The organism is Streptomyces sp. NPDC050806 (genome assembly GCF_055586425.1).
Map to the genome: position 1 here is coordinate 42,019 of NZ_JBVJIF010000006.1, position 20,129 is coordinate 62,147.

18 protein-coding genes are annotated in these 20,129 nt (G+C 72.4%); 4 read left to right on the plus strand and 14 right to left on the minus strand.

Annotation, left to right across the window (positions count from 1 at the left end):
• The first annotated feature begins 29 nt into the window (after positions 1-29).
• Positions 30-2,678 carry an NACHT domain-containing protein gene (locus ACZ6WH_RS19465; RefSeq protein ID WP_469729673.1) on the plus strand — a complete coding sequence of 883 codons (2,649 nt, stop codon included), beginning with the start codon at positions 30-32 and terminating at the stop codon, positions 2,676-2,678.
• Positions 2,679-2,801: 123 nt separating this feature from the next.
• Here the strand turns inward: ACZ6WH_RS19465 and ACZ6WH_RS19470 are convergent, their stop codons facing one another.
• Positions 2,802-5,327 carry an ATP-dependent Clp protease ATP-binding subunit gene (locus tag ACZ6WH_RS19470; protein ID WP_361552538.1) on the minus strand — a complete coding sequence of 842 codons (2,526 nt, stop codon included), beginning with the start codon at positions 5,325-5,327 and terminating at the stop codon, positions 2,802-2,804.
• A gap of 488 nt (positions 5,328-5,815) precedes the next feature.
• Between ACZ6WH_RS19470 and ACZ6WH_RS19475 the strand changes: the two genes are divergently transcribed.
• On the plus strand, positions 5,816-6,583 hold the full coding sequence (locus tag ACZ6WH_RS19475) for an SCO3374 family protein (RefSeq protein ID WP_469729674.1): 768 nt from the start codon (positions 5,816-5,818) through the stop codon (positions 6,581-6,583).
• Here the strand turns inward: ACZ6WH_RS19475 and ACZ6WH_RS19480 are convergent.
• From ACZ6WH_RS19480 to ACZ6WH_RS19525, 10 genes are all read right to left on the minus strand, one after another.
• On the minus strand, positions 6,514-6,846 hold the full coding sequence (locus tag ACZ6WH_RS19480; RefSeq protein WP_030621700.1) for a histone-like nucleoid-structuring protein Lsr2: 333 nt from the start codon (positions 6,844-6,846) through the stop codon (positions 6,514-6,516). The two genes, ACZ6WH_RS19475 and ACZ6WH_RS19480, sit on opposite strands and share 70 nt — an antisense overlap.
• A gap of 156 nt (positions 6,847-7,002) precedes the next feature.
• Positions 7,003-7,521: an amino-acid N-acetyltransferase gene (locus ACZ6WH_RS19485; protein WP_361552545.1), complete on the minus strand. Its 519-nt coding sequence runs from the start codon at positions 7,519-7,521 to the stop codon at positions 7,003-7,005.
• 9 nt (positions 7,522-7,530) lie between these two features.
• Positions 7,531-7,944, minus strand: a complete 414-nt coding sequence (locus tag ACZ6WH_RS19490; RefSeq protein ID WP_361552548.1) for a BlaI/MecI/CopY family transcriptional regulator — start codon at positions 7,942-7,944, stop codon at positions 7,531-7,533.
• A gap of 166 nt (positions 7,945-8,110) precedes the next feature.
• On the minus strand, positions 8,111-8,290 hold the full coding sequence (locus ACZ6WH_RS19495; protein WP_432857528.1) for a hypothetical protein: 180 nt from the start codon (positions 8,288-8,290) through the stop codon (positions 8,111-8,113).
• Between the two features lie 47 nt (positions 8,291-8,337).
• Positions 8,338-8,991, minus strand: coding sequence for a hypothetical protein (locus ACZ6WH_RS19500; RefSeq protein ID WP_469729675.1), 654 nt, complete (start codon positions 8,989-8,991; stop codon positions 8,338-8,340).
• 113 nt (positions 8,992-9,104) lie between these two features.
• A complete protein-coding gene (locus tag ACZ6WH_RS19505; RefSeq protein ID WP_030621709.1) occupies positions 9,105-9,902 on the minus strand; it encodes a type III pantothenate kinase in 798 nt (265 codons plus the stop codon).
• Positions 9,902-10,939 carry a carboxylating nicotinate-nucleotide diphosphorylase gene (nadC, locus tag ACZ6WH_RS19510; protein WP_469729676.1) on the minus strand — a complete coding sequence of 346 codons (1,038 nt, stop codon included), beginning with the start codon at positions 10,937-10,939 and terminating at the stop codon, positions 9,902-9,904. The genes ACZ6WH_RS19505 and nadC overlap by 1 nt, the downstream gene beginning before the upstream one ends.
• On the minus strand, positions 10,936-12,690 hold the full coding sequence (locus ACZ6WH_RS19515) for an L-aspartate oxidase (RefSeq protein WP_469729677.1): 1,755 nt from the start codon (positions 12,688-12,690) through the stop codon (positions 10,936-10,938). Before ACZ6WH_RS19515 ends, nadC begins: the two co-directional genes overlap by 4 nt.
• A gap of 16 nt (positions 12,691-12,706) precedes the next feature.
• Positions 12,707-13,855 (minus strand): pantoate--beta-alanine ligase, encoded by a 1,149-nt coding sequence (panC, locus tag ACZ6WH_RS19520; RefSeq protein ID WP_469729678.1) that lies wholly within the window; start codon positions 13,853-13,855, stop codon positions 12,707-12,709.
• Entirely contained in the window at positions 13,852-14,781 is a 930-nt protein-coding gene (locus ACZ6WH_RS19525; RefSeq protein ID WP_432857518.1) for a Rossmann-like and DUF2520 domain-containing protein, read from the minus strand. Before ACZ6WH_RS19525 ends, panC begins: the two co-directional genes overlap by 4 nt.
• Before the next feature lie 210 nt (positions 14,782-14,991).
• Between ACZ6WH_RS19525 and ACZ6WH_RS19530 the strand changes: the two genes are divergently transcribed.
• The gene (locus ACZ6WH_RS19530; protein ID WP_469729679.1) at positions 14,992-16,146 is read left to right on the plus strand and encodes a threonine aldolase family protein; all 1,155 of its coding nucleotides are present in this window, start codon (positions 14,992-14,994) and stop codon (positions 16,144-16,146) included.
• Between the two features lie 359 nt (positions 16,147-16,505).
• Positions 16,506-17,618: a DUF5937 family protein gene (locus tag ACZ6WH_RS19535; protein ID WP_469730005.1), complete on the plus strand. Its 1,113-nt coding sequence runs from the start codon at positions 16,506-16,508 to the stop codon at positions 17,616-17,618.
• A 37-nt stretch (positions 17,619-17,655) separates the two neighbouring features.
• On the opposite strand, the gene ACZ6WH_RS19540 is transcribed toward ACZ6WH_RS19535, so the two are convergent.
• The 3 genes from ACZ6WH_RS19540 to ACZ6WH_RS19550 form a co-directional block, all read right to left on the minus strand.
• Positions 17,656-18,081, minus strand: a complete 426-nt coding sequence (locus ACZ6WH_RS19540; RefSeq protein WP_469729680.1) for a DnaJ family domain-containing protein — start codon at positions 18,079-18,081, stop codon at positions 17,656-17,658.
• Positions 18,082-18,116: 35 nt separating this feature from the next.
• On the minus strand, positions 18,117-18,800 hold the full coding sequence (locus ACZ6WH_RS19545) for a response regulator (protein WP_432857510.1): 684 nt from the start codon (positions 18,798-18,800) through the stop codon (positions 18,117-18,119).
• Positions 18,801-18,875: 75 nt separating this feature from the next.
• Positions 18,876-20,081, minus strand: a complete 1,206-nt coding sequence (locus ACZ6WH_RS19550; protein ID WP_432857508.1) for a sensor histidine kinase — start codon at positions 20,079-20,081, stop codon at positions 18,876-18,878.
• Positions 20,082-20,129 lie beyond the last annotated feature (48 nt).

The following is a 20,129-nucleotide window of genomic DNA, read 5'->3' on the forward strand; positions in this document are numbered from 1 at the left end:
GCCCACCAGTTACCGGGGGACACCTCGTCATGGATCCCACGCCCGCCGTCGCCCGCCTCGTGCCCGGACACGTCGGGCCGCTCGTCAGAACGCTGTTCGTGAGCGCGGACGAGGATCCGGCGGCGGGGGTGGCGGACGACCGGCCGGTGCCCGTGGCGAGGCTCGTCGTCTTCCGCGGGGAGAAGCCCGCGCTCACCGACGAGGACCTCGAACGCCTGGCGGAGCGGCTCCTGGAGCCCGCGGAGCCCGACGAGGCGGCGCTCATACCCGTGGCCGGCGCGCTGGCCCGTACGCTCGCCGCGCTCGCCGCGTCCGAGCTGGACGACTGGCAGGCCGTACGGCTGCGGCCCGGCGACTTCGCGCAGCGGATGCGGGCCGCCGTGCCGGACGTGGAGCACGGGCTGAGCGACGACTGCCGCGCGCTGTACCGGGCCGTGCTCGACATCGTGGCCGTGCACATCCTGCACTTCTTCACCCGGCGGTCGGACTTCGTGGCGCGCACCCTCGTGGAGGAGACGCGGCGGCTGGCGGAGCTGGCAGCCGGACAGGACGGCGCCGACGCGGGTGACCAGCCCGTCCGCCACGAGGCCCTTCCGGGCGACGGGCCCCTCCCGGCCGGGGCGGCCCCGGACGAGGCCGCCTTCGAAGCGCGGTACGCACGGGACGTCGCCGTGCTCCACAACCACCTCACGATTTTCGGCATCGACCTCGCGCACTCCCCGGACAGCTGGCCGCTGGACGCCGCGTATCTGGGGCTCCAGTGCGAGCGCGGCCAGCCGGAGATGTCGGGGCAGCGCGCCCGCGAGCAGCGGGATCCCGGCCCGCAGGCCCCGCCCGTCCCCGCCGAGCAGGCGCTGGCCGGGCTGGACAGGGTGCTCGTACGGGGCGTCGCGGGGTCCGGCAAGACGACCCTGTTGCAGTGGCTCGCGGTCGGCACCGCCCGCGCCGAGCTGCCGCCGGCGCTGAGCGCGGAGCTGGCCGGCCGGGTGCCGTTCCTGCTGCCCGTACGGCGGTTCGCCGCGCACTCCGGCATACCGTCACCGGACGGCTTCCTGGACGCCATGGGGCATCCGGGCGCGGACGCGCAGCCGGCCGGCTGGGCGGAGCGGGTGCTGCGGGCGGGCCGCGGACTGCTGCTCGTCGACGGGGTGGACGAGGCCCCGGAGGACGACCGCGAGCTGCTGCGGACGCGGCTGCGGGAGTGGACGTCCCGGTACCCCGGCAACGTATGGCTGGTGACCTCCCGGCCGTCCGCCGTACCGGAGGACTGGCTGGCCTCCGACGGCTTCACCGAGCTGCGGCTGGCGCCGATGAGCCGGGAGGACGTCGCGGCGTTCATCCAGCGCTGGCACCGGGCCGCGGCCCAGCAGTCGCCCGCCGACCTGGACCGGCTCGGCCACTACGAACGGACCCTGCTGAACGCCGTACGCATCACACGGGACCTGGGGCGGCTGGCGACCAATCCGCTGATGTGCGGGCTGCTGTGCGCGCTCCACCGGGACCGGCGCGGCTATCTGCCCAACGGCCGCAAGGAGCTGTACGACGCGGGCCTGTCGATGCTGCTGGAGCGGCGGGACCGGGAACGGGCGATGGTCCCCACCGACGCCATCGACCTGCCCCGGCAGCCGAAGGTCCAGCTGCTGCAGAAGCTGGCCCACTGGATGCTCGTCAACGGACGGTCCGAGATGGACCGGGACGCGGCCGTCGAGACCCTCGCCCGGCATCTGCCCGCCATCCCCGACGCGTCCCGGCAGGGCGACGCCGAGGACGTCTACCGGCACCTGCTGAACCGTACGGGGCTGCTGCGCGAGACGACGCCCGGCACGGTGGACTTCGTGCACCGCACGTTCCAGGACTACTTGGCCGCGCGGGCCACCGTGCAGCAGCACGACTTCGCGCTGCTGCTGGACCACGCGCACCACACGGAGTGGGAGGACGTCATCCGGATGGCCGTCGCCCTCGCCCGGCCCGACGAGTGCGCCCAGCTGCTGAACGGCCTGCTGGCCCCGCACGCGGGCGTACGGGCCGCGGAGGCCCGGCACCGCAAGCTGCTGGCCGCCGCCTGCCTGGAGCACGCCACCGAGCTGGACCCGGAGGTCCGGTGGCGGGTGCAGCGCTTCACCCGCGACATGATGCGGCCGACCACGCCCGCCGGGGCGCGTGCGCTGGGCTGGATCGGGCCGATCGTCCTGGAGATGCTGCCGGACCCCGCCACGGCCACCAACGCGGAGGCGTACCTCCTCGCGCTCACCGCCACCTCCATCGGCGACGACATGGCCATCGACTACCTCACCGGGCTGCGCGAGCGGCCGCACCTGGACGTACGGGCGCAGCTGGCGAGCGCCTGGCGGAAGTACGACACCGAGCGGTACGCCCGCGAGATCATCGCCCACCTCGACGACACCGAGCTGTACTTCCCGGTCTCCGACCTGGAGGAGCTGCACGCGCTGCGCCGGCTGGGCGGCCGGCCGCACCTCCAGATCGCCGGCCGGTTCACGCCCGACCAGCTCATCGAGGGCATCGCCGCCGGGCCCCTGACCCGGCTGTGGCTCTCCTACGACCTGGGCGTCCCGATGGACTGGCTGACCGCCTTCCCGCACCTGGACACGCTCCTGATCGGCAGCCGCCTTCCCCGCCCGTCCGGCGTCCCCGACGGCATCGAGGTCGTGGAGCTGTAGGGCCCGTACGGCCCTCGTCCGTCGGCGCGCTACCGGCCGGCGGCCTTCCTTGCCGGAAAGCGCCGAAAACGCCGCTGCCCCGGAACCACCTGGTGGTTCCGGGGCAGCGAACGGGGCTCGCGCTTACGCGTCCTTGTTCAGGTTCGGGCCCGAGCCGCCGGTGGCGGACTCGATCGGCGGGGCGTCGGGCAGGGCCGACTTCTCCTCGCCGCGGAAGGTGAACTTGGCGTTCTCCCCCTCGCCCTCGACATCGACGACCACGATGTGGCCCGGACGCAGGTCGCTGAAGAGGATCTTCTCCGACAGGGCGTCCTCGATCTCGCGCTGGATCGTCCGGCGCAGCGGGCGGGCGCCGAGCACCGGGTCGTATCCGCGCTTGGCGAGCAGCGACTTGGCCTCGGTGCTGAGCTCGATGCCCATGTCCCGGTCCTTGAGGCGCTCGTCCACCTTGGCGATCATCAGGTCGACGATCTGGATGATGTCTTCCTCGGTGAGCTGGTGGAAGACGACCGTGTCGTCGACACGGTTGAGGAACTCCGGCCGGAAGTGCTGCTTCAGCTCTTCGTTGACCTTGTTCTTCATCCGCTCGTAGCCGGTCTTCACGTCGCCCTGGGCGGCGAAGCCCAGGTTGAAGCCCTTGGAGATGTCCCGGGTGCCGAGGTTCGTCGTCATGATGATGACGGTGTTCTTGAAGTCCACGACCCGGCCCTGGGAGTCGGTCAGGCGACCGTCCTCCAGGATCTGCAGCAGGGAGTTGAAGATGTCCGGGTGCGCCTTCTCGACCTCGTCGAAGAGGACCACGGAGAACGGCTTGCGGCGGACCTTCTCGGTCAGCTGGCCGCCCTCTTCGTAGCCCACGTAGCCGGGGGGCGAACCGAAGAGCCGGGAGACCGTGTGCTTCTCGCTGAACTCCGACATGTCGAGGGAGATCAGCGCGTCCTCGTCGCCGAAGAGGAACTCGGCGAGCGTCTTGGACAGCTCGGTCTTACCGACACCGGACGGGCCCGCGAAGATGAACGAGCCGCCGGGGCGCTTCGGGTCCTTCAGGCCGGCACGCGTACGCCGGATGGCCTGCGAGAGCGCCTTGATGGCGTCCTTCTGGCCGATGACGCGCTTGTGCAGCTCGTCCTCCATGCGCAGCAGACGCGAGGACTCCTCCTCGGTGAGCTTGAAGACCGGGATGCCCGTGGCCGTGGCCAGCACCTCGGCGATCAGCTCGCCGTCCACCTCGGCGACGACGTCCATGTCGCCGGCCTTCCACTCCTTCTCCCGCTTCGCCTTGGCGGCAAGGAGCTGCTTCTCCTTGTCGCGCAGGCCCGCGGCCATCTCGAAGTCCTGCGAGTCGATCGCGGACTCCTTCTCCCGGCGCACGTCGGCGATCTTCTCGTCGAACTCGCGGAGGTCCGGCGGCGCGGTCATCCGGCGGATGCGCATCCGGGAGCCGGCCTCGTCGATCAGGTCGATCGCCTTGTCCGGCAGGAAGCGGTCGGAGATGTACCGGTCGGCCAGCTGAGCGGCCTGGACCAGCGCCTCGTCCGTGATCGAGACCCGGTGGTGGGCCTCGTAGCGGTCGCGCAGGCCCTTGAGGATCTCGATGGTGTGCGGCAGCGACGGCTCCGCGACCTGGATCGGCTGGAAGCGGCGCTCCAGGGCCGCGTCCTTCTCCAGGTGCTTGCGGTACTCGTCGAGCGTGGTCGCACCGATGGTCTGCAGCTCACCGCGGGCCAGCATCGGCTTCAGGATGCTGGCGGCGTCGATCGCGCCCTCGGCGGCACCCGCACCCACCAGGGTGTGCAGCTCGTCGATGAACAGGATGATGTCGCCGCGGGTGCGGATCTCCTTGAGCACCTTCTTCAGGCGCTCCTCGAAGTCACCGCGGTACCGGGAGCCGGCGACCAGGGCGCCCAGGTCGAGGGTGTAGAGGTGCTTGTCCTTGAGGGTCTCGGGCACCTCGCCCTTGACGATGGCCTGGGCCAGGCCCTCGACGACCGCCGTCTTGCCGACGCCGGGCTCGCCGATGAGGACCGGGTTGTTCTTCGTACGCCGGGACAGCACCTGCATGACCCGCTCGATCTCCTTCTCGCGCCCGATGACCGGGTCGAGCTTGGACTCACGAGCGGCCTGCGTGAGGTTGCGGCCGAACTGGTCCAGGACGAGGGAGGTCGAGGGCGTGCCCTCGGCGGGGCCGCCGGCGGCGGCCGTCTCCTTGCCCTGGTAGCCGGAGAGCAGCTGGATGACCTGCTGCCGCACCCGGTTCAGATCGGCGCCCAGCTTCACGAGGACCTGGGCGGCGACGCCCTCGCCCTCGCGGATCAGGCCGAGCAGGATGTGCTCGGTGCCGATGTAGTTGTGGCCGAGCTGAAGGGCCTCGCGGAGCGACAGCTCCAGGACCTTCTTGGCACGGGGAGTGAAGGGAATGTGACCGGACGGGGCCTGCTGGCCCTGGCCAATGATCTCCTCCACCTGCTGGCGGACCGCCTCGAGCGAAATCCCGAGGCTCTCCAGGGCCTTAGCGGCGACACCCTCACCCTCATGGATCAGGCCCAGGAGAATGTGCTCGGTGCCGATGTAGTTGTGGTTGAGCATCCGGGCTTCTTCCTGAGCCAGGACGACAACCCGCCGCGCGCGGTCGGTGAACCTCTCGAACATCGTTAATCGCTCCTCAGAGCGGTCAGGCAGTTAGGGGTCGGTCCCCTCCCTGTCCTTCCGCATGCTAGTCCCGCGGGGCGGGACAGCTCATTCCAACTGCCGACACCCGTCCTTGGCCTCCTGCCCCGAACAGCCGACATCTGCTCCAACCCGATGGTGCGAGACGATGTTCCCGCAGGCCAGGCATATACGCCCCATGCCAGTACGCCCATGGCGAACGCCGCTGCTCCCGACACGCCCGCGCCCATGGCGCGTGTATCGCGAACATCCCGCTCATCGCTGCGATTCATCGTCCCTCCCCTCGCGAAAAGTCTTACCCGCTGCCTCTGACAGTCCATCCGCGCGGCCCGCCATGCTCCGCTACGGGCGAACACCCTTGCGCCGTTTAGCGCGTCCGCACGCCCGTCCTATACCCACCCGGCGAGCACGGTACGTATCCGAGCCTCAACCCAGCGTAACTTCTGAGCATTTAGGCAGTTGCACCGGTCATGGCCATCGCGCTCCCGCGCCCCCGCGAACCGCTGCACGCCGCAGACTCCGGCGCGCGGCGGTGGTACGAGCAGACGCTGGGCTGGCCGACGGACGGCGGCACACGGCTCGGACTGCGTACGGGCATCCGCTTCGACGTCCTGGAGATGCCCGCGGTGGCCGGCTTCGCCACGCTGCGCCGTGCGGGCCGTACGGGCCCCGTCGCGCTCGGCAGGAGCGAGAAGCCCGCAGACGGCTCCCAGAGGCCCGGAGAACCGGTTCTGCGCTTCCTGGTGGCCACGGGCGCGGCGGAGGAGCTGCCAGGGGTACTGGAGTGGCTGGAGTGGGGCTCGGTGGACCTTGAGCTGACCGCTCTCGGCTCCGGTGACCTGATGCCCGCGCCCCCACCCGTTGCGCCGTGGACGTCGGCCGCGCACGGCGGGGCGGCGCCGGTACCGGCAGCGGGGCCCGGGCTGCCTGCGGGGACCGGTCCGCGAGGAGCGTGGGTGCGGCCTCCGGAGCCGGGCTGCGATGTCGAGGCGACGCTGCCCTCCACGGGGAGCGGGGCAGGCCTCGGGGGCGGTGGTGGGGTTCCCCGTACGTCACGTATGGGGCGCGCCCCCGACCTCGTACGGCTCGTGAGCGTGGCGGCAACGGAATGCCACCGGGCCCGGTTGCTGCGCGCAGGAAAAGGTCGAACGGATCGCTTCCGCAGTGATCAGCCGTTGGCCTTCTCGTATGCCTCACGGACCGTCGCGGGGACACGGCCGCGGTCGTTGACCTCGTAACCGTTCTCCTTGGCCCACTTACGGATCTCAGCGGTGTCCTTGTTGCCGGAGGAAGCGGCACGCGCCTTGCCACGGCCGCTCGCGGCACGACCGGTACGGCGACCGGCCTTCACGAACGTCTCAAGGGCGTCGCGCAGCTTCTCCGCGTTGCCGGTGCTGAGGTCGATCTCATAGGACTTACCGTCGAGCGCGAACGTCACGGTCTCGTCCGCCTCGCCACCGTCGAGGTCGTCGACAAGAAGAACCTGAACCTTCTGTGCCACCGGTTTCCCTTTCATCGAATGTGGATTACGACGGAAAGCAAACCGCTTTTCCGGGAAAAACACAAACCCCCGGGTCGGGTTCAGATGCGGCAGCTCCGGGGAACGCCGGGTTCGACAGCTATGAGATAGGGGCGCGATTCGGACATAGAACGCTGATCACAGGTGCAGAAGCATGCGGCTGTTGCCTAGGGTGTTGGGCTTCACTCGTTCGAGACCGAGGAACTCCGCGACGCCCTCGTCATAGGAACGCAGCAGCTCGCTGTAGACATCACCGTCGACCGGAGTCTCGCCGATCTCCACGAAGCCGTGCTTGGCGAAGAAGTCGACTTCGAAGGTCAGACAGAAAATACGGCGCACTCCCAGCCAGCTTGCTGTACGGAGCAGCTTGTCCAGGACCTGATGACCCACTCCGGCGCCCTTGAGCTGCGGGGCCACGGCGAGCGTACGGACCTCTGCGAGGTCTTCCCACATGACGTGCAGCGCGCCGCATCCCACCACCTCGGCGTCCTCGTCGCGCTCGGCCACCCAGAACTCCTGGATGCTCTCGTAAAGCGTGACGGTCGCTTTGTCGAGCAGGATCCCGTCACGCGAGTAGGAGTCGATGAGGCGGCGTACGGCGGGCACATCGGCGGTCCGGGCCCGGCGGACGGTGACGCCATTAGATAGTGGTGGCATGCAAGGACGCTATCGTTCCGACTCCGGGGGTCCAGCGCCGGGTTCCGTGACTTCCTCGGGCCCTACCGCCTGTACGACGCGCATCGCATCGCGGAGGGCCTGCCGCTGTTCCTGCGACATCATCCCGAAGAAGGCGACGAGGGCGGCGGCGGGGTTGTCGCTGACCGACCACGCTTCGTTCATCAGTGCGGCCGAGTAGGCGGCGCGAGTGGAGACCGCCTCATATCTATAGGCGCGGCCTTCCGCTTCTCGCCGCACCCAGCCCTTCTGGTGAAGGTTGTCCAATACGGTCATCACGGTGGTGTACGCGATCGACCGTTCCTTCTGCAGATCTTCGAGGACTTCCCGAACGGTTACCGGCCGGTTCCACTGCCAGACCCGCGTCATGACGGCATCTTCCAGTTCACCCAAACGTCTCGGCACACGAGAACAATAGTGGGAGATGTCCAGAATGCCGCGTGTTGACAGGGGTGCGGGACCGATTCCTCGCAGAAAAAGGCGTATGGCCCGGGATGCGCAATCCCAGGCCATACGTCGGTATTCGTGAGGCCCGCGGGCCGGCGCCGACCGCCGCGGGTCGGCGCGTGTCTCAGGCGCCGTGCGCCTTCGGCTCCTGGCGGGCGGCCTCGGCGCTCTGGAGCACGGCGTCCACGGCCGCGTCCTCCTTGGCCTTGTTCGCGCCGCCCTGGCTCTTGACGATCGTCACGATGACCCCGGTGAAGGCGATGGCCATCACGACGGGGGGAAGCAGAGCTGACACGTAATCCATGACGAGGGCCTCCTTGTGCGACGAGGCTTCCAGAGTACGCGGCGGGCTCAGGCGGTCCGGGCCGCGGGGGGCGGAGTGGGCCTGCGGCGCGGCGGGAAGACCTCGCCGGGCGTGGGGACGGGCCGGTCGCGGCGGTCGGGCCGCGGGCCCGCGGGACCGGGCCGGCCGGGCTGCGGCGCCGGCTGCGGCTCCGCCGGGCGCTCCGGTTCGTCGGCCGACCGGCCGCCGGGGAGCGCGCGCAACGGGGTCCGTACGGAGTGCTCGGCGGCCTGCTCGCAGCGGCGCAGCAGGGCGGTGCGGCGGGCCCGCTCGGCCGGGCCGACGGCCAGCGAGCGCAGCACACGGAGCGCGGCGAGGTCGTCCGGGCCCGGCGCGCAGCCGACCGCCAGGGCGTCCTGGAGGCGTCCCAGGTAGCCGTACGCGGAGCCCGGGAGGGCCTCGCGGTGCCGGGCGAGATCGGCGAGCTGGAAGGCGCGCAGCCGGGCGCCCTCGCGCACCGCCTCGTCCAGGGCCTCGGTGAGCCGGAGGCATTCCTGGACCTCTTCGGTGCGCCGCGGGTCGCGGGACGCGGGTACGGAGCCGGCCGGGGCGTGGCCGGAGGCGGGGAGGGGCTGGAGGGCGGTGGCGAGGGCGCGGCGGAGCACGCGCAGTTCGTCCGCGCTGAACGCCATGCCGCCGCGGAATCCGTAAGGCGTGGGCATGGCCCGACTTTAATTACTAAACGGACAAAATCCCCGTTATTTGAAATTCCCGGGTGCGGCGCCCGGAGCGCATGCGCGACGCCCCTTCCAGGGCGCCGCATATGCGCGGGGCGTCACTGCCGTCCGACGTTCCGCTCGTACACCAGGCGCAGCCCGATGAGGGTGAGCCAGGGCTCGTGCATGTCGATCGTGGAGGACTCGCCGAGCACCATCGGGGCCAGCCCGCCGGTGGCGATGACCGTCACGTCCTCGGGGTCCTCGGCCAGCTCCCGCGCCATCCGCTGCACGACGCCGTCGACCTGGCCTGCGAAGCCGTAGAGGATGCCGGACTGCATGGCCTCGACGGTGTTCTTGCCGATGATGCTGCGCGGCCGGGCCAGCTCGATCTTGCGCAGCTGCGCGCCCTTGACGCCGAGGGCGTCCACCGAGATCTCGATGCCCGGGGCGATCACGCCGCCGACGTACTCGCCGCGCGCGCTGACCGCGTCGAAGGTCGTGGCCGTACCGAAGTCCACGACCACCGCGGGGCCGCCGTACAGCTCCACGGCCGCGAGCGAGTTGATGATCCGGTCGGCGCCGACCTCCTTGGGGTTGTCCATGAGGATCGGCACGCCGGTCTTCACGCCGGGCTCGACGAGCACCGCCGGCACGTCGCCGTAGTAGCGGCGGGTGACCTCGCGCAGCTCGTGCAGGACCGAAGGGACGGTGGAGCAGATGGAGATGCCCTCGATGCCGTCGCCCAGCTCCTCACCGAGCAGCGGGTGCATGCCCATCAGGCCGTTGAGCAGCACGGCCAGTTCGTCGGCTGTGCGGCGGGCGTCGGTGGAGATCCGCCAGTGCTCGACGATCTCCTCACCGTCGAACAGGCCGAGAACGGTGTGCGTGTTACCGACGTCGATGGTCAGCAGCATCAGGCCCGCGCCTCCCCGGCGGACTCGGTCTCCTCGCGCAGGTCGAGGCCGATGTCGAGGATCGGCGAGGAGTGGGTGAGGCTGCCGACGGCGAGGTAGTCCACGCCGGTCTCCCCGTAGACGCGCGCGTTGCCGAGGGTGAGACGGCCGGAGGACTCCAGGAACGCGCGGCCCGCGACCAGCTCCACCGCCTCCCGGGTCTGCTCGGGCGTGAAGTTGTCCAGCAGGATCAGGTCGGCGCCCTCGGCGAGGATCGGCGGGATCTGGTCCAGCCGGTCCACCTCGACCTCGATCGGCACGCCCGGGAACTCGTCCCGTACGGCCTTGAACGCCTCGGCGACGCCGCCCGCCGCCACGACGTGGTTGTCCTTGATGAGCGCCGCGTCCGAGAGGGACATGCGGTGGTTGACGCCGCCACCGCAGCGCACGGCGAACTTCTCCAGCGCGCGGAGGCCCGGCGTCGTCTTCCGGGTGTCGCGCACCCTGGCCTTCGTGCCCTCCAGGGCGTCCGCCCAGGCGCGGGTGGCGGTGGCGATGCCGGAGAGCCGGCAGAGCAGGTTCAGCGCGCTGCGCTCGCCGGTCAGCAGGTCACGGGTGCGGGTGGTGACCGACAGCAGCTTCTGCCCGGCCGCGACCCGGTCGCCGTCCTCGACGTGCCGCTCGACCGCGAACTCGTCGGTGCAGACCACCGAGAGGATGGCCTCGGCGATCCGCAGGCCCGCGACCGTACCGGCGTCGCGGGCGGTGAAGTCGCCCGTGGCGACGGCGTCTTCGGGGATGGTCGCGACGGTGGTGACGTCCACGCCCTGGTCGAGGTCCTCCTCGATGGCCATGTGCGCGATGTCCTCGACCTGTACCGGGTCCAGCCCGGCGTTCACCAGGAGCGCGGCCAGATCCGGGTCCAGGCCGCACTCCATCGGGTCCAGCTCGAAGCCGTCGCCCGCGCCGCAGCCGCAGCCGTCGCCGCAGCCTCCGGTGTCCGTGCTTCGGCCCGGAGCGCCGATCTGGAGGAGGGGGAGGTCGTCGGGCGTGCTCACGGGTTCGGCTCCGTTTCGGGGTGGGTGGCGGGGAAGTCGGCGGAGTCCGTGGCGCGGAATTCCACCGTGTGCGGCGCGCTGAACGTCACCACGGAGTGGCGCCGCCAGACCTCGTCGTTCCGTTCGGGGTGATCCTCCCGCCAGTGGCAGCCGCGGGTCTCCTCGCGCGCCCGGGCACCGGCGGCCAGGGCACGCGCGACCAGCAGGAGGTTCGTGGCCTCCCATGCTTCCACGCCGGGCTCGGCGGCCTTGTCCTCCCCGGCGGATTCGGCCGAGGCACTGGAGGCCAGCCGGACGAGGCCCTTGAAGGACTCCGCCATGCTCGCCGCTGAGCGCAGCACTCCGACGCCCGCGGTCATGAGGCGCTGGATCTCGAAGCGCGCCTCGGGCGCGAGCAGCGGCATGGGCGGCCCGTCGGGCAGCCGGGGCTCCCCGGGCCGCGGGAGGGGCCGCGTACCGATGTCGGCGGCGATCCGCTCGGCGAAGACCAGGCCCTCCAGGAGGGAGTTGGAGGCGAGCCGGTTCGCGCCGTGCACACCGGTGCAGGCGACCTCGCCGCACGCGTACAGGCCCGGCACGGTCGTCCGGCCCCGCAGGTCGGTGCGGACGCCGCCGGAGGCGTAGTGCGCGGCGGGCGCCACCGGGATCGGCTCGGTGACCGGGTCGATGCCGTGGCTGCGGCAGGCCGCCAGGATGGTCGGGAAGCGCCGCTCCCACATCTCCGCCCCGAAGTGCCGCGCGTCCAGGTACATGTGCTCGGTGCCCTGCTCCTGGGCGCGGCGCATGATGCCCTTGGCGACGATGTCGCGGGGCGCCAGTTCGGCCAGCTCGTGCTGCCCCACCATGAAGCGCACACCGTCGCCGTCCACGAGGTGTGCGCCCTCGCCCCGCACCGCCTCGGAGATGAGCGGCTGCTGCCCCTCCGCTTCCGGGCCCAGGTAGAGCACGGTCGGGTGGAACTGCACGAACTCCAGGTCGGAGACCTCGGCGCCGGCCCTCAGGGCCAGCGCGACGCCGTCCCCCGTGGAGACGGACGGGTTGGTGGTGGCCGAGAAGACCTGGCCCATGCCGCCGGTGGCGAGCACCACGGCGGGCGCGTGCACGGCGCCCACGCCGTCGTGCTGGCCCTCGCCCATCACGTGCAGGGTGACGCCGGCCGTACGGCCCTCGGCGTCCGTGAGCAGGTCCAGGACGAGCGCGTTCTCGATGGTGCGCAGGTCCCCACCGCCCCCGGTGGAGTGCGCTTCGCGCTCGCCGCTCCCGAGTGCGCGTACCGCCTCGACCAGCGCGCGGGAGATCTCCGCGCCGGTGGCGTCGCCGCCCGCGTGCGCGATCCGGCGCCGGTGGTGGCCGCCCTCGCGGGTCAGCGCGATCTCCTCGCCGTCCTCGTCCGCGTCGAAGCGCGCGCCGGTGGCGATGAGGCGGCGCACCGCGTCCGGGCCTTCGGTGACCAGCGTCCGTACGGCCTTCTCGTCGCAGAGCCCGGCGCCCGCCACGAGGGTGTCGTCCAGGTGCTGTTCCGGGGTGTCGCCCTCGCCGAGGGCCGCGGCTATGCCGCCCTGTGCCCAGCGCGTGGAGCCGTCGTCCAGCCGGGCCTTGGTGACCACGACCGTACGGTGCCCGGCCGCCGCGCAGCGCAGTGCGGCGGTCAGCCCGGCGACGCCGGAGCCGACCACGACGACGTCCGCGTCGATGGCCCAGCCGGGCGCGGGGGCGTCGAGGCGTATGCCGGGCCCGGTCACCCCGGTCATCGGGGCACTCCTGCGGTCATCGTGGCTCTCCTGCTGACGGGGGTCCGCTCTGCGGCACGGCGGGCCCGAAAGTGAGGCGGATGTTGTCTATGAGGCGGGTCGTACCGACCCGGGCGGCCACGGCGAGCACCGCCTCGCCTTCGTACCCGCCCTTGTACGGCCCGTCCTCCGGAGCGCGCTCCGTGTCCGGGATCGGCGTGAACGTGTCCGGGTCGACCAGTTCCAGGTAGTCCAGCTCCAGCGGCGGGTCGAGGCGGGCCGCGTCCGCCAGGACGGCGCGGGCGGCCGCACGGGCCACCGCCGGGCCCTGCGGGGTGTCGGCGGACGCCGCGTACGCGAGGGCGTGCGCGTCGGCCGCCGCCCGGTCCTCGCCCATGGCGGCCAGGCCGGCGGCGCGCGCTTCGGAGTGGCTGCCGGCGCCGGCCCTGGCGCGCAGCGTCTCCTCGGCGGCCAGCCGGTCGCGGGCCGCGAACAGCGCCCGGGAGAGAGCCAGCGCGGTCCTGCGCTCGGCGGCGGAGAGGTAGCGGTTGCGGCTGGAGAGCGCCAGGCCGTCCTCCTCCCGCACGGTCTCCACGCCGACGATCCGCACGGGGAAGTTCAGGTCGCGCGCCATGCGCGTCACGATGGCGAGCTGCTGGGCGTCCTTCTGCCCGAAGAACGCCGCGTCCGGCGCCGTGAGGTGCAGCAGCTTGGCGACCACGGTGGCCATGCCGTCGAAGTGCCCGGGGCGCGAGGCGCCCTCCAGGACGTCGCCCATGGGGCCCGCGGCGATCCGCACCTGCGGCTCTCCGCCCGGGTAGACCTCCTCGACCGACGGCGCGAAGACCGCGTCGGCACCGGCCTCGCCGGCGATCATGATGTCGGCGTCCAGCGTGCGCGGGTAGCGGTCCAGGTCCTCGCCGGCCCCGAACTGCAGCGGGTTCACGAAGACGGTGACGACGACCTGCCCCTCGGGGCCGACGTGGGAGCGCGCCGTACGGATCAGCGTCGCGTGGCCCTCGTGCAGCGCGCCCATGGTCATCACGACGGCGCGGCGGCCGCGGCGCGGCAGGGCGCGCAGTTCGGCGGCGGTGCCCACCGGCCGGGGACCGGCCGCGGCGGGAGCCGGTGCCGTCGGCAGGACGTGGGCCTCCGTACCGGCGGGGTGGTGTGCCGTGGTGTTCATCGGGTGCCTCCCTCCGTGCGGTCCGCGACATCGGAGAGCACGCCGAGCAGGTCCTCGGCGAGCTCCGGCTTGAGCAGGCCCTGCGCGAGCGCCCGGTCCGCCGTCGTGCGGGCCATGGCGAGGTAACCGGAGACCGCCTGCGGGGAGTGCTTGCGCAACTCGGTGACGTGCGCGGCGACCGTACCGGCGTCGCCGCGGGCGACCGGGCCGGTCAGCGCCGCGTCACCGGAGCGCAGGGCGTTGTCCAGGGCGGCGCCGAGCAGCGGGCCGAGCATCCGGTCCGGGGCCGCGACCCCGGCCTTGCGCAGCAGCTCCAGGGACTGCGCGACCAGGGTGACGAGGTGGTTGGCGCCCATGGCCAGGGCCGCGTGGTACAGCGGCCGGGCGGCCTCCTCGATCCACTCCGGCTCGCCGCCCATCTCGATGACCAGCGCCTCGGCGGCCATCCGGAGCTGCTCGGGCGCGGTGACCCCGAAGGAGCAGCCGGCCAGCCGCTGGACGTCGACGGACGTGCCGGTGAACGTCATCGCGGGGTGCAGCGCCAGCGGCAGCGCGCCGGCCCGGGTGGCCTCGTCCAGCACGCCGGCGCCGAACCGCCCCGAGGTGTGCACGAGCAGCTGTCCGGGCCGTACGGCGCCGGTCTCGGCGAGCCCGGCGACCAGGCCGGGCAGCGCGTCGTCGGGGACCGTCAGCAGCACCAGGTCGGCGCGCGCGAGGACCTCCTCCGGCGGCACGAGCGGCACGTCGGGCAGGAGCGCGGCGGCGCGCCGCCGGGAGGCGTCGGAGACGCCCGAGACGGCGACCGGACGATGCCCGGCGAGCTGCAGTGCCGCGGCGAGCGCGGGCCCTACGCGGCCGGCCCCGACGACGCCGACGGTGAGCCGGGCGGGGCGGTCCTGGGCTTCTGTGGAGGGAATGTCATTCACGCGGCGATGGCCTTCCGTTCCAGTCCGCGGGGGGTACCGGACGTTTCCTGGTCATGCTACGCGGTGTTCCCCGCGGGCCCGAGGGACGGCGGGCAGGTGAGACGGGCGTCTCGTGATCGCGCAAAAGTCGGTCGCCGCCCGCAAGCCGGTACGGGATGATCGGGCCCCTGCACGGGCAGTGCGCGGGCGAGGCCGGGAGGCGGGCAGCGGATGGCCGACCAGGAAGAGCGGACGCGGCGGCTGGCGGCATGGCGCGGCTGCGAGCGGATGCTGACGCGCAGCGTCACCGACGACTCCCTTGCCGAGCGGTTGCGGCGCCTCACGGCGGAGGGCGCCGAGAGCCACGACCTGGACGGCCCCGTGGACTTCTACGCCGACGAGGAGGGCATCGTCGGCGTCCTGGAGCGCCGCACGGCGGAGCTGCTGGGCACCGAGGACGCGGCGTTCTTCCCCACCGGCACGATGGCGCAGCAGGTCGCGCTGCGCTGCTGGGCGGGGCGCACGGGGAACGCCACGGTGGCCGGGCATCCGCTCTCCCACCTGGAACTGTACGAGCGGGACGCGTACGCCGTGGTCAGCGGGTTGCGGATGATCCATCCGACGCGGGAGCCGCGGCTGCCGACCGCCGAGGAGGTGAGCGCCCTGGACGAGCCCTTCGGGACGCTCGCGCTGGAGCTGCCGCTACGGGACGCCGGGCTCGTGCTGCCTTCGTGGGACGAGCTGGTCGCCGTGGTGGACGCGGCACGGGAGCGGGACGCGGTGGTGCACTTCGACGGGGCGCGGCTGTGGGAGTCGGCACCGCACTTCGGGCGGCCGCTCCGGGAGATCGCCGAGCTGGCCGACAGCGTGTACGTGTCGTTCTACAAGTCGCTCGGCGGGATATCGGGGGCCGCGCTGGCCGGCACCGAGGACTTCGTGGCCGAGGCGCGGGCGTGGCGGCACCGATACGGCGGGCTGCCCTTCCAGCAGTGGCCGGCCGCGCTGGCCGCACTGTCGGGGCTGGACCGGGAACTGCCCCGGCTCCCGGAGTACGTCGCCCACGCGAAGGTCGTCGCCGGGGCGCTGAACGAGGGCCTGGCGGAGCACGGCGTGCCGTGGTTCCGGGTGCACCCGGACCCGCCGCACACCCACGACTTCCAGGTGTGGCTGCCGTACTCCCCCGAGGTGCTGGACGAGGCGGGCCTGCGGCTGGCCGAGGAGACCCGTACGGCGCTCTTCCGCCGCTGGCGGGACGGGGGCGTACCGGGCCTGGCGGTCACCGAGGTGCACGTGGCCTCAGCCGCACTGGGCTGGACTGCCGCCGACGTGCGGGGCGTTCTCGCGGACTTCCTCGCCCGGGTACGGACGGTGGCCGACGGGGGCTGAGACGGCCGTACGGGGGCTCAGGAGGCTCCGTACGGCGCGCCGGAGCCGGGCCGGGAGGCGGTCGGCGGGCGCGGTGACGACGGCTTCGAAGCGCCGCCAGTCCCGCAGGGCGCGCAGTGCCCGTACATCGCCGGCGCCCGGCAACGGCGGTGCGGCCTCTCCCCGTTGCGCGGCGCGGTAGGCATCGATCATGTGCTGCTGCATCGCGTTCATGTCCTCAACGGTGGGCGGCGGGCGCCGGCGGAGGCACGTGGATTGACGGGAGCCGTCAACCGTCGCCGGCGATGCTCCGCAGGTCACGCATGATGGGCGTACGGGGCCGGGGGACGGCGCGTACGAAGCGGGGAGGACGCATGGGCATCCAGATCGACATCACCGGCCTGCCGGAGGAGCGCATCGTCTTCGCCCCCTCCCCCCTCGCGGAGCTCGGCACCGCCCTGCACGCGCTGACCGAGCCGGGCCACCACCCCGGGCTGCACGGCTGGACCACGGCGACCTGCGCCGCGCTCAAGCCGGACCTGGCGGACCGGCTGCACGAGGCGGACTTCCTGTGGGGCCCGACGTTCTCCGACATCTCGCTGCCGTTCGCCGCGCTCGCCGACACCCATGGGCTGCCCGGCGCGACGCTCGCCGAGGACCTGGACCTGATGGACCGGCTGGACGACGAGCTGTACGTCGCCGCCGCGCTGGAGATCTCCTGCGCCAGCCTCTACTGCCGCGGCGGCCCGTCCCCGCTGGTCGACGCCGAGGCACGGGAACAGGCGCTGGAGCGGGCGATGGCGCGCGGGCCGCGCCAGGCGGAGTTCGCCCGGCGGCTGCTGGCCGATCCGCCCGCCGTACGGGCCTGGCTGCGCCGCTTCTTCGAGGACTGCGACGCGGCGTTCTTCGGGGACGTGTGGCAGCGGGTCCGCGTGGAACTGGCGGCCGACGCGCGGCACAAGGCGGAGGTGCTGCGCCACAAGGGGCTGGCCGACGCGCTGTCCGAGGTGTCCACTGCCCTGTCCCTGGACGAGGAGCAGCGCCGCATCACGGTGGACAAGCTCAGCAACGGGCGTGCCACCGCCGTGAATCCCGCGGTCGGCGCCGGCCTGACGTTCGTGCCGTCGTCCCTGGGCTGGCCGCACCTGATGGTGCTGCACGCGCCGGGCTGGCGGCCGGTGGTCCACTACCCGGTGGCCAGGCCCGAGCTGTCCGGCACGGCCTCCGTGGAGCTGCTCCAGCAGCGTCTGGAGGCGCTGGCCCACCCGATGCGTGTCCGGATCTGCCGCAACCTCGCCAGGACCGCGTTCACCACCGGAGAGCTGGCCGCCGAGCACGGCATCACCGCACCCGAGGTCTCCCGGCACCTGGCCATCCTGAAGAAGGCGGGCCTGATCCGGACCCGGCGCCGCGGCCGGTACGTGCTGCACCAGCTGGACCTCCCGGTCGTCGCCCGGCTCGGCAGTGACTTCCTGGAGGGCGTACTGCGCTGACCGGCCGCGGCCTCCGAAGCGCCGCGGCCGCGTGCTCTCAGGAGGCGTCGCGCTTGCGGACCCGCTCCCGGAGATCGGCGCGCCACTCCCCGACGACCTCTTCGGGATCGAGCGGCCCGATGCCCAGCGGCGGCCCCGGAGGCGGGTTCTTCAGGGCTTCCCGGATCCTGGCGTTGACGTCCGCGACGATCCGCCGCACCTCGCGTTCGGACCGGGCGGCGCGCGCCGCGGCCCGCGCGTCCTCGGCCTCCTTGCGCAGCGCGAGCGTGGGCGGCAGGTAGGACACGCCCTCCCGCACCATCTTGTCCCGCACCCACCACAGCTCGTCGTACGGCTTGTTCAGGCCCGTGAGGGGCTTCCCGGCACCGGGCAGGTCGTCGAACTCACCCCGCTCGGCGGCCTCCCTGATCTGCCGGTCGACCCAGGTCTCGAAGCTGACGCCCGGCGGCTTGCGGTCGGTCACGGTGCTCTCCCTGGAAGTAGGAGACAGCGGTCCTTCTATGATGCGCCGCCGCCCGCCCGTACCAGGCCCGTTTCGTAGGCCAGCACGACGGCCTGCACGCGGTCGCGCAGTTCGAGCTTGGTGAGGATGCGGCCCACGTGCGTCTTGACCGTGGCTTCGGAGAGGACGAGACGCGCGGCGATCTCCCCGTTGGACAGGCCCTGCGCCACGAGGAGCAGCACCTCGCGCTCCCGTTCGGTGAGCCGGCCCAGCTCCGGGCGGCCCTCCTGCGGCGTGGCCGACGGCAGCATCGGCGTGAAGCGGTCCAGCAGCCGGCGGGTGGTGGAGGGCGCGACGACCGCGTCGCCGCTGTGCACGGCGCGGATCGCCGCCAGCAGCTCGTCCGGCGGCACGTCCTTGAGCATGAAGCCGCTGGCCCCGGCCTTGAGCGCGGAGAACGCGTACTCGTCCAGGTCGAAGGTGGTCAGGATGAGCACCTTGGGCGCGTCCTCCACCGTGCCGTCCCCGCAGATCCGCCGGGTGGTCTCCACGCCGTCCAGGTTCGGCATCCGCACGTCCATCAGGATCACGTCGACCCGGGTCGCCCGCAGTGCCTCCAGGGCGGCCACCCCGTCGCCCGCCTCCGCGACGACCTCCATGTCCGGCTGGGCGGCGAGCACCATCCGGAAGCCGGTGCGCAGCAACACCTGGTCGTCGACGAGCATCACGCGGATGGTCATGGCAGGGGTCCGTCCCTTCGGGGCTTCGGTCAACAAGAGGACACGCCGGCCGGCGCGTCCGTAGTGGCGCGCCCGTCAGCGCACCGGAGCGAGCGGCAGCACGGCACTGATACGGAAGCCGCCGCCCGGCCGCGGCCCCGCGTCCAGACTGCCGCCGACCATACCGACGCGCTCCCGCATGCCGATCAGGCCGTGGCCCAGCCCGTCGGCGCCGCCGTCCTCGTACAGCTCGTGCTGCGCGCCGCGTCCGTCGTCCTCGACGAGCAGTTCGAGGTTCTGCTCCCCGTAGACGATGCTGACCGACGCACCGACGCCGGGGCCGCCGTGTTTGCGGGTGTTGGTCAGCGCCTCCTGGACGATGCGGTACGCGGTCAGCTCCACGCCGCTGGGCAGCGGCCGCTCCTCGCCGTGGACCGTGAACTCCACGGACAGGCCCGCGCCCCGCACCTGCTCCACGAGGTCGGCGAGCTGTTCGACGCCGGGCTGCGGCACGTACTCGCCGCCCTCGGCACCCTCGCCGGTCCGCAGCACGCCCAGCAGCCGGCGCATCTCGGCGAGCGCCTGCCGGCCGGTGCCGGAGATGGTCTCCAGCGCCTGCCGGGCCTGGTCGGGCGCGGATTTGAGGACGTAGGCGGCGCCGTCGGCCTGCACCACCATCACCGACACGTTGTGCGCGACGACGTCGTGCAGCTCCCGGGCGATGCGGGCGCGCTCCGCCGCCACCGCGATCCGCGACTGCGTCTCGCGTTCCTTCTCCAGGCGGGCCGCGCGCTCCTCCAGCTGCGCCCAGTAGGCACGACGCGTGCGCAGCGAGTCGCCCATCACCCAGGCCAGTACGAACGGCACGCCCAGGAAGACGGTGACGACGACGTCCTGCCAGGCCGTGGTGTACGGGTCGGGCTCGTGCCAGCGGAGCCTGGAGAGGACCGGCGAGAGGATGCCGCCGATCAGCGCGTACCGGGAGGCCCAGCGGACGTTGCCGCACGCGACGGTGTAGATGATCACCAGCATCGCGAAGTCGGCCGGGTTCGGCTCCACGTCGAAGGCCAGCTGCGCGAGGCCGGCGGCGGTCGCCAGCAGCAGCATCTTCACCGGTGCCCGGCGACGCAGCGCTACCACCGTGCACAGCGACAGGACGACGACCACCGCGACCGCGTACTGGAGCGAACCCCGGAGGATGTCCGACATCAGCCACAGTCCGGCGAACCCGAGGAGCAGCAGCGCCCAGAAGGTGTCCACACCTGTCGGGTGCCTGCGGAAGAAGTCGTAGAGACGCTGCACGTAACCCAGCGTAGGCAGCGCGGATAGGTGTACGAGTCAACCGAAGGG

What these genes read in the sequence shown, in the direction of transcription:
- ACZ6WH_RS19470 (WP_361552538.1), bottom strand. Translation starts at nt 5,327, where the DNA reads ATGTTCGAGAGGTTCACCGACCGCGCGCGGCGGGTTGTCGTCCTGGCT.
- ACZ6WH_RS19530 (WP_469729679.1), top strand. Translation starts at nt 14,992, where the DNA reads ATGGCCGACCAGGAAGAGCGGACGCGGCGGCTGGCGGCATGGCGCGGC.
- ACZ6WH_RS19495 (WP_432857528.1), bottom strand. Translation starts at nt 8,290, where the DNA reads ATGGATTACGTGTCAGCTCTGCTTCCCCCCGTCGTGATGGCCATCGCC.
- ACZ6WH_RS19505 (WP_030621709.1), bottom strand. Translation starts at nt 9,902, where the DNA reads ATGCTGCTGACCATCGACGTCGGTAACACGCACACCGTTCTCGGCCTG.
- ACZ6WH_RS19465 (WP_469729673.1), top strand. Translation starts at nt 30, where the DNA reads ATGGATCCCACGCCCGCCGTCGCCCGCCTCGTGCCCGGACACGTCGGG.
- ACZ6WH_RS19475 (WP_469729674.1), top strand. Translation starts at nt 5,816, where the DNA reads ATGGCCATCGCGCTCCCGCGCCCCCGCGAACCGCTGCACGCCGCAGAC.
- panC (WP_469729678.1), bottom strand. Translation starts at nt 13,855, where the DNA reads ATGAACACCACGGCACACCACCCCGCCGGTACGGAGGCCCACGTCCTG.
- ACZ6WH_RS19485 (WP_361552545.1), bottom strand. Translation starts at nt 7,521, where the DNA reads ATGCCACCACTATCTAATGGCGTCACCGTCCGCCGGGCCCGGACCGCC.
- ACZ6WH_RS19500 (WP_469729675.1), bottom strand. Translation starts at nt 8,991, where the DNA reads ATGCCCACGCCTTACGGATTCCGCGGCGGCATGGCGTTCAGCGCGGAC.
- ACZ6WH_RS19515 (WP_469729677.1), bottom strand. Translation starts at nt 12,690, where the DNA reads ATGACCGGGGTGACCGGGCCCGGCATACGCCTCGACGCCCCCGCGCCC.
- ACZ6WH_RS19545 (WP_432857510.1), bottom strand. Translation starts at nt 18,800, where the DNA reads ATGACCATCCGCGTGATGCTCGTCGACGACCAGGTGTTGCTGCGCACC.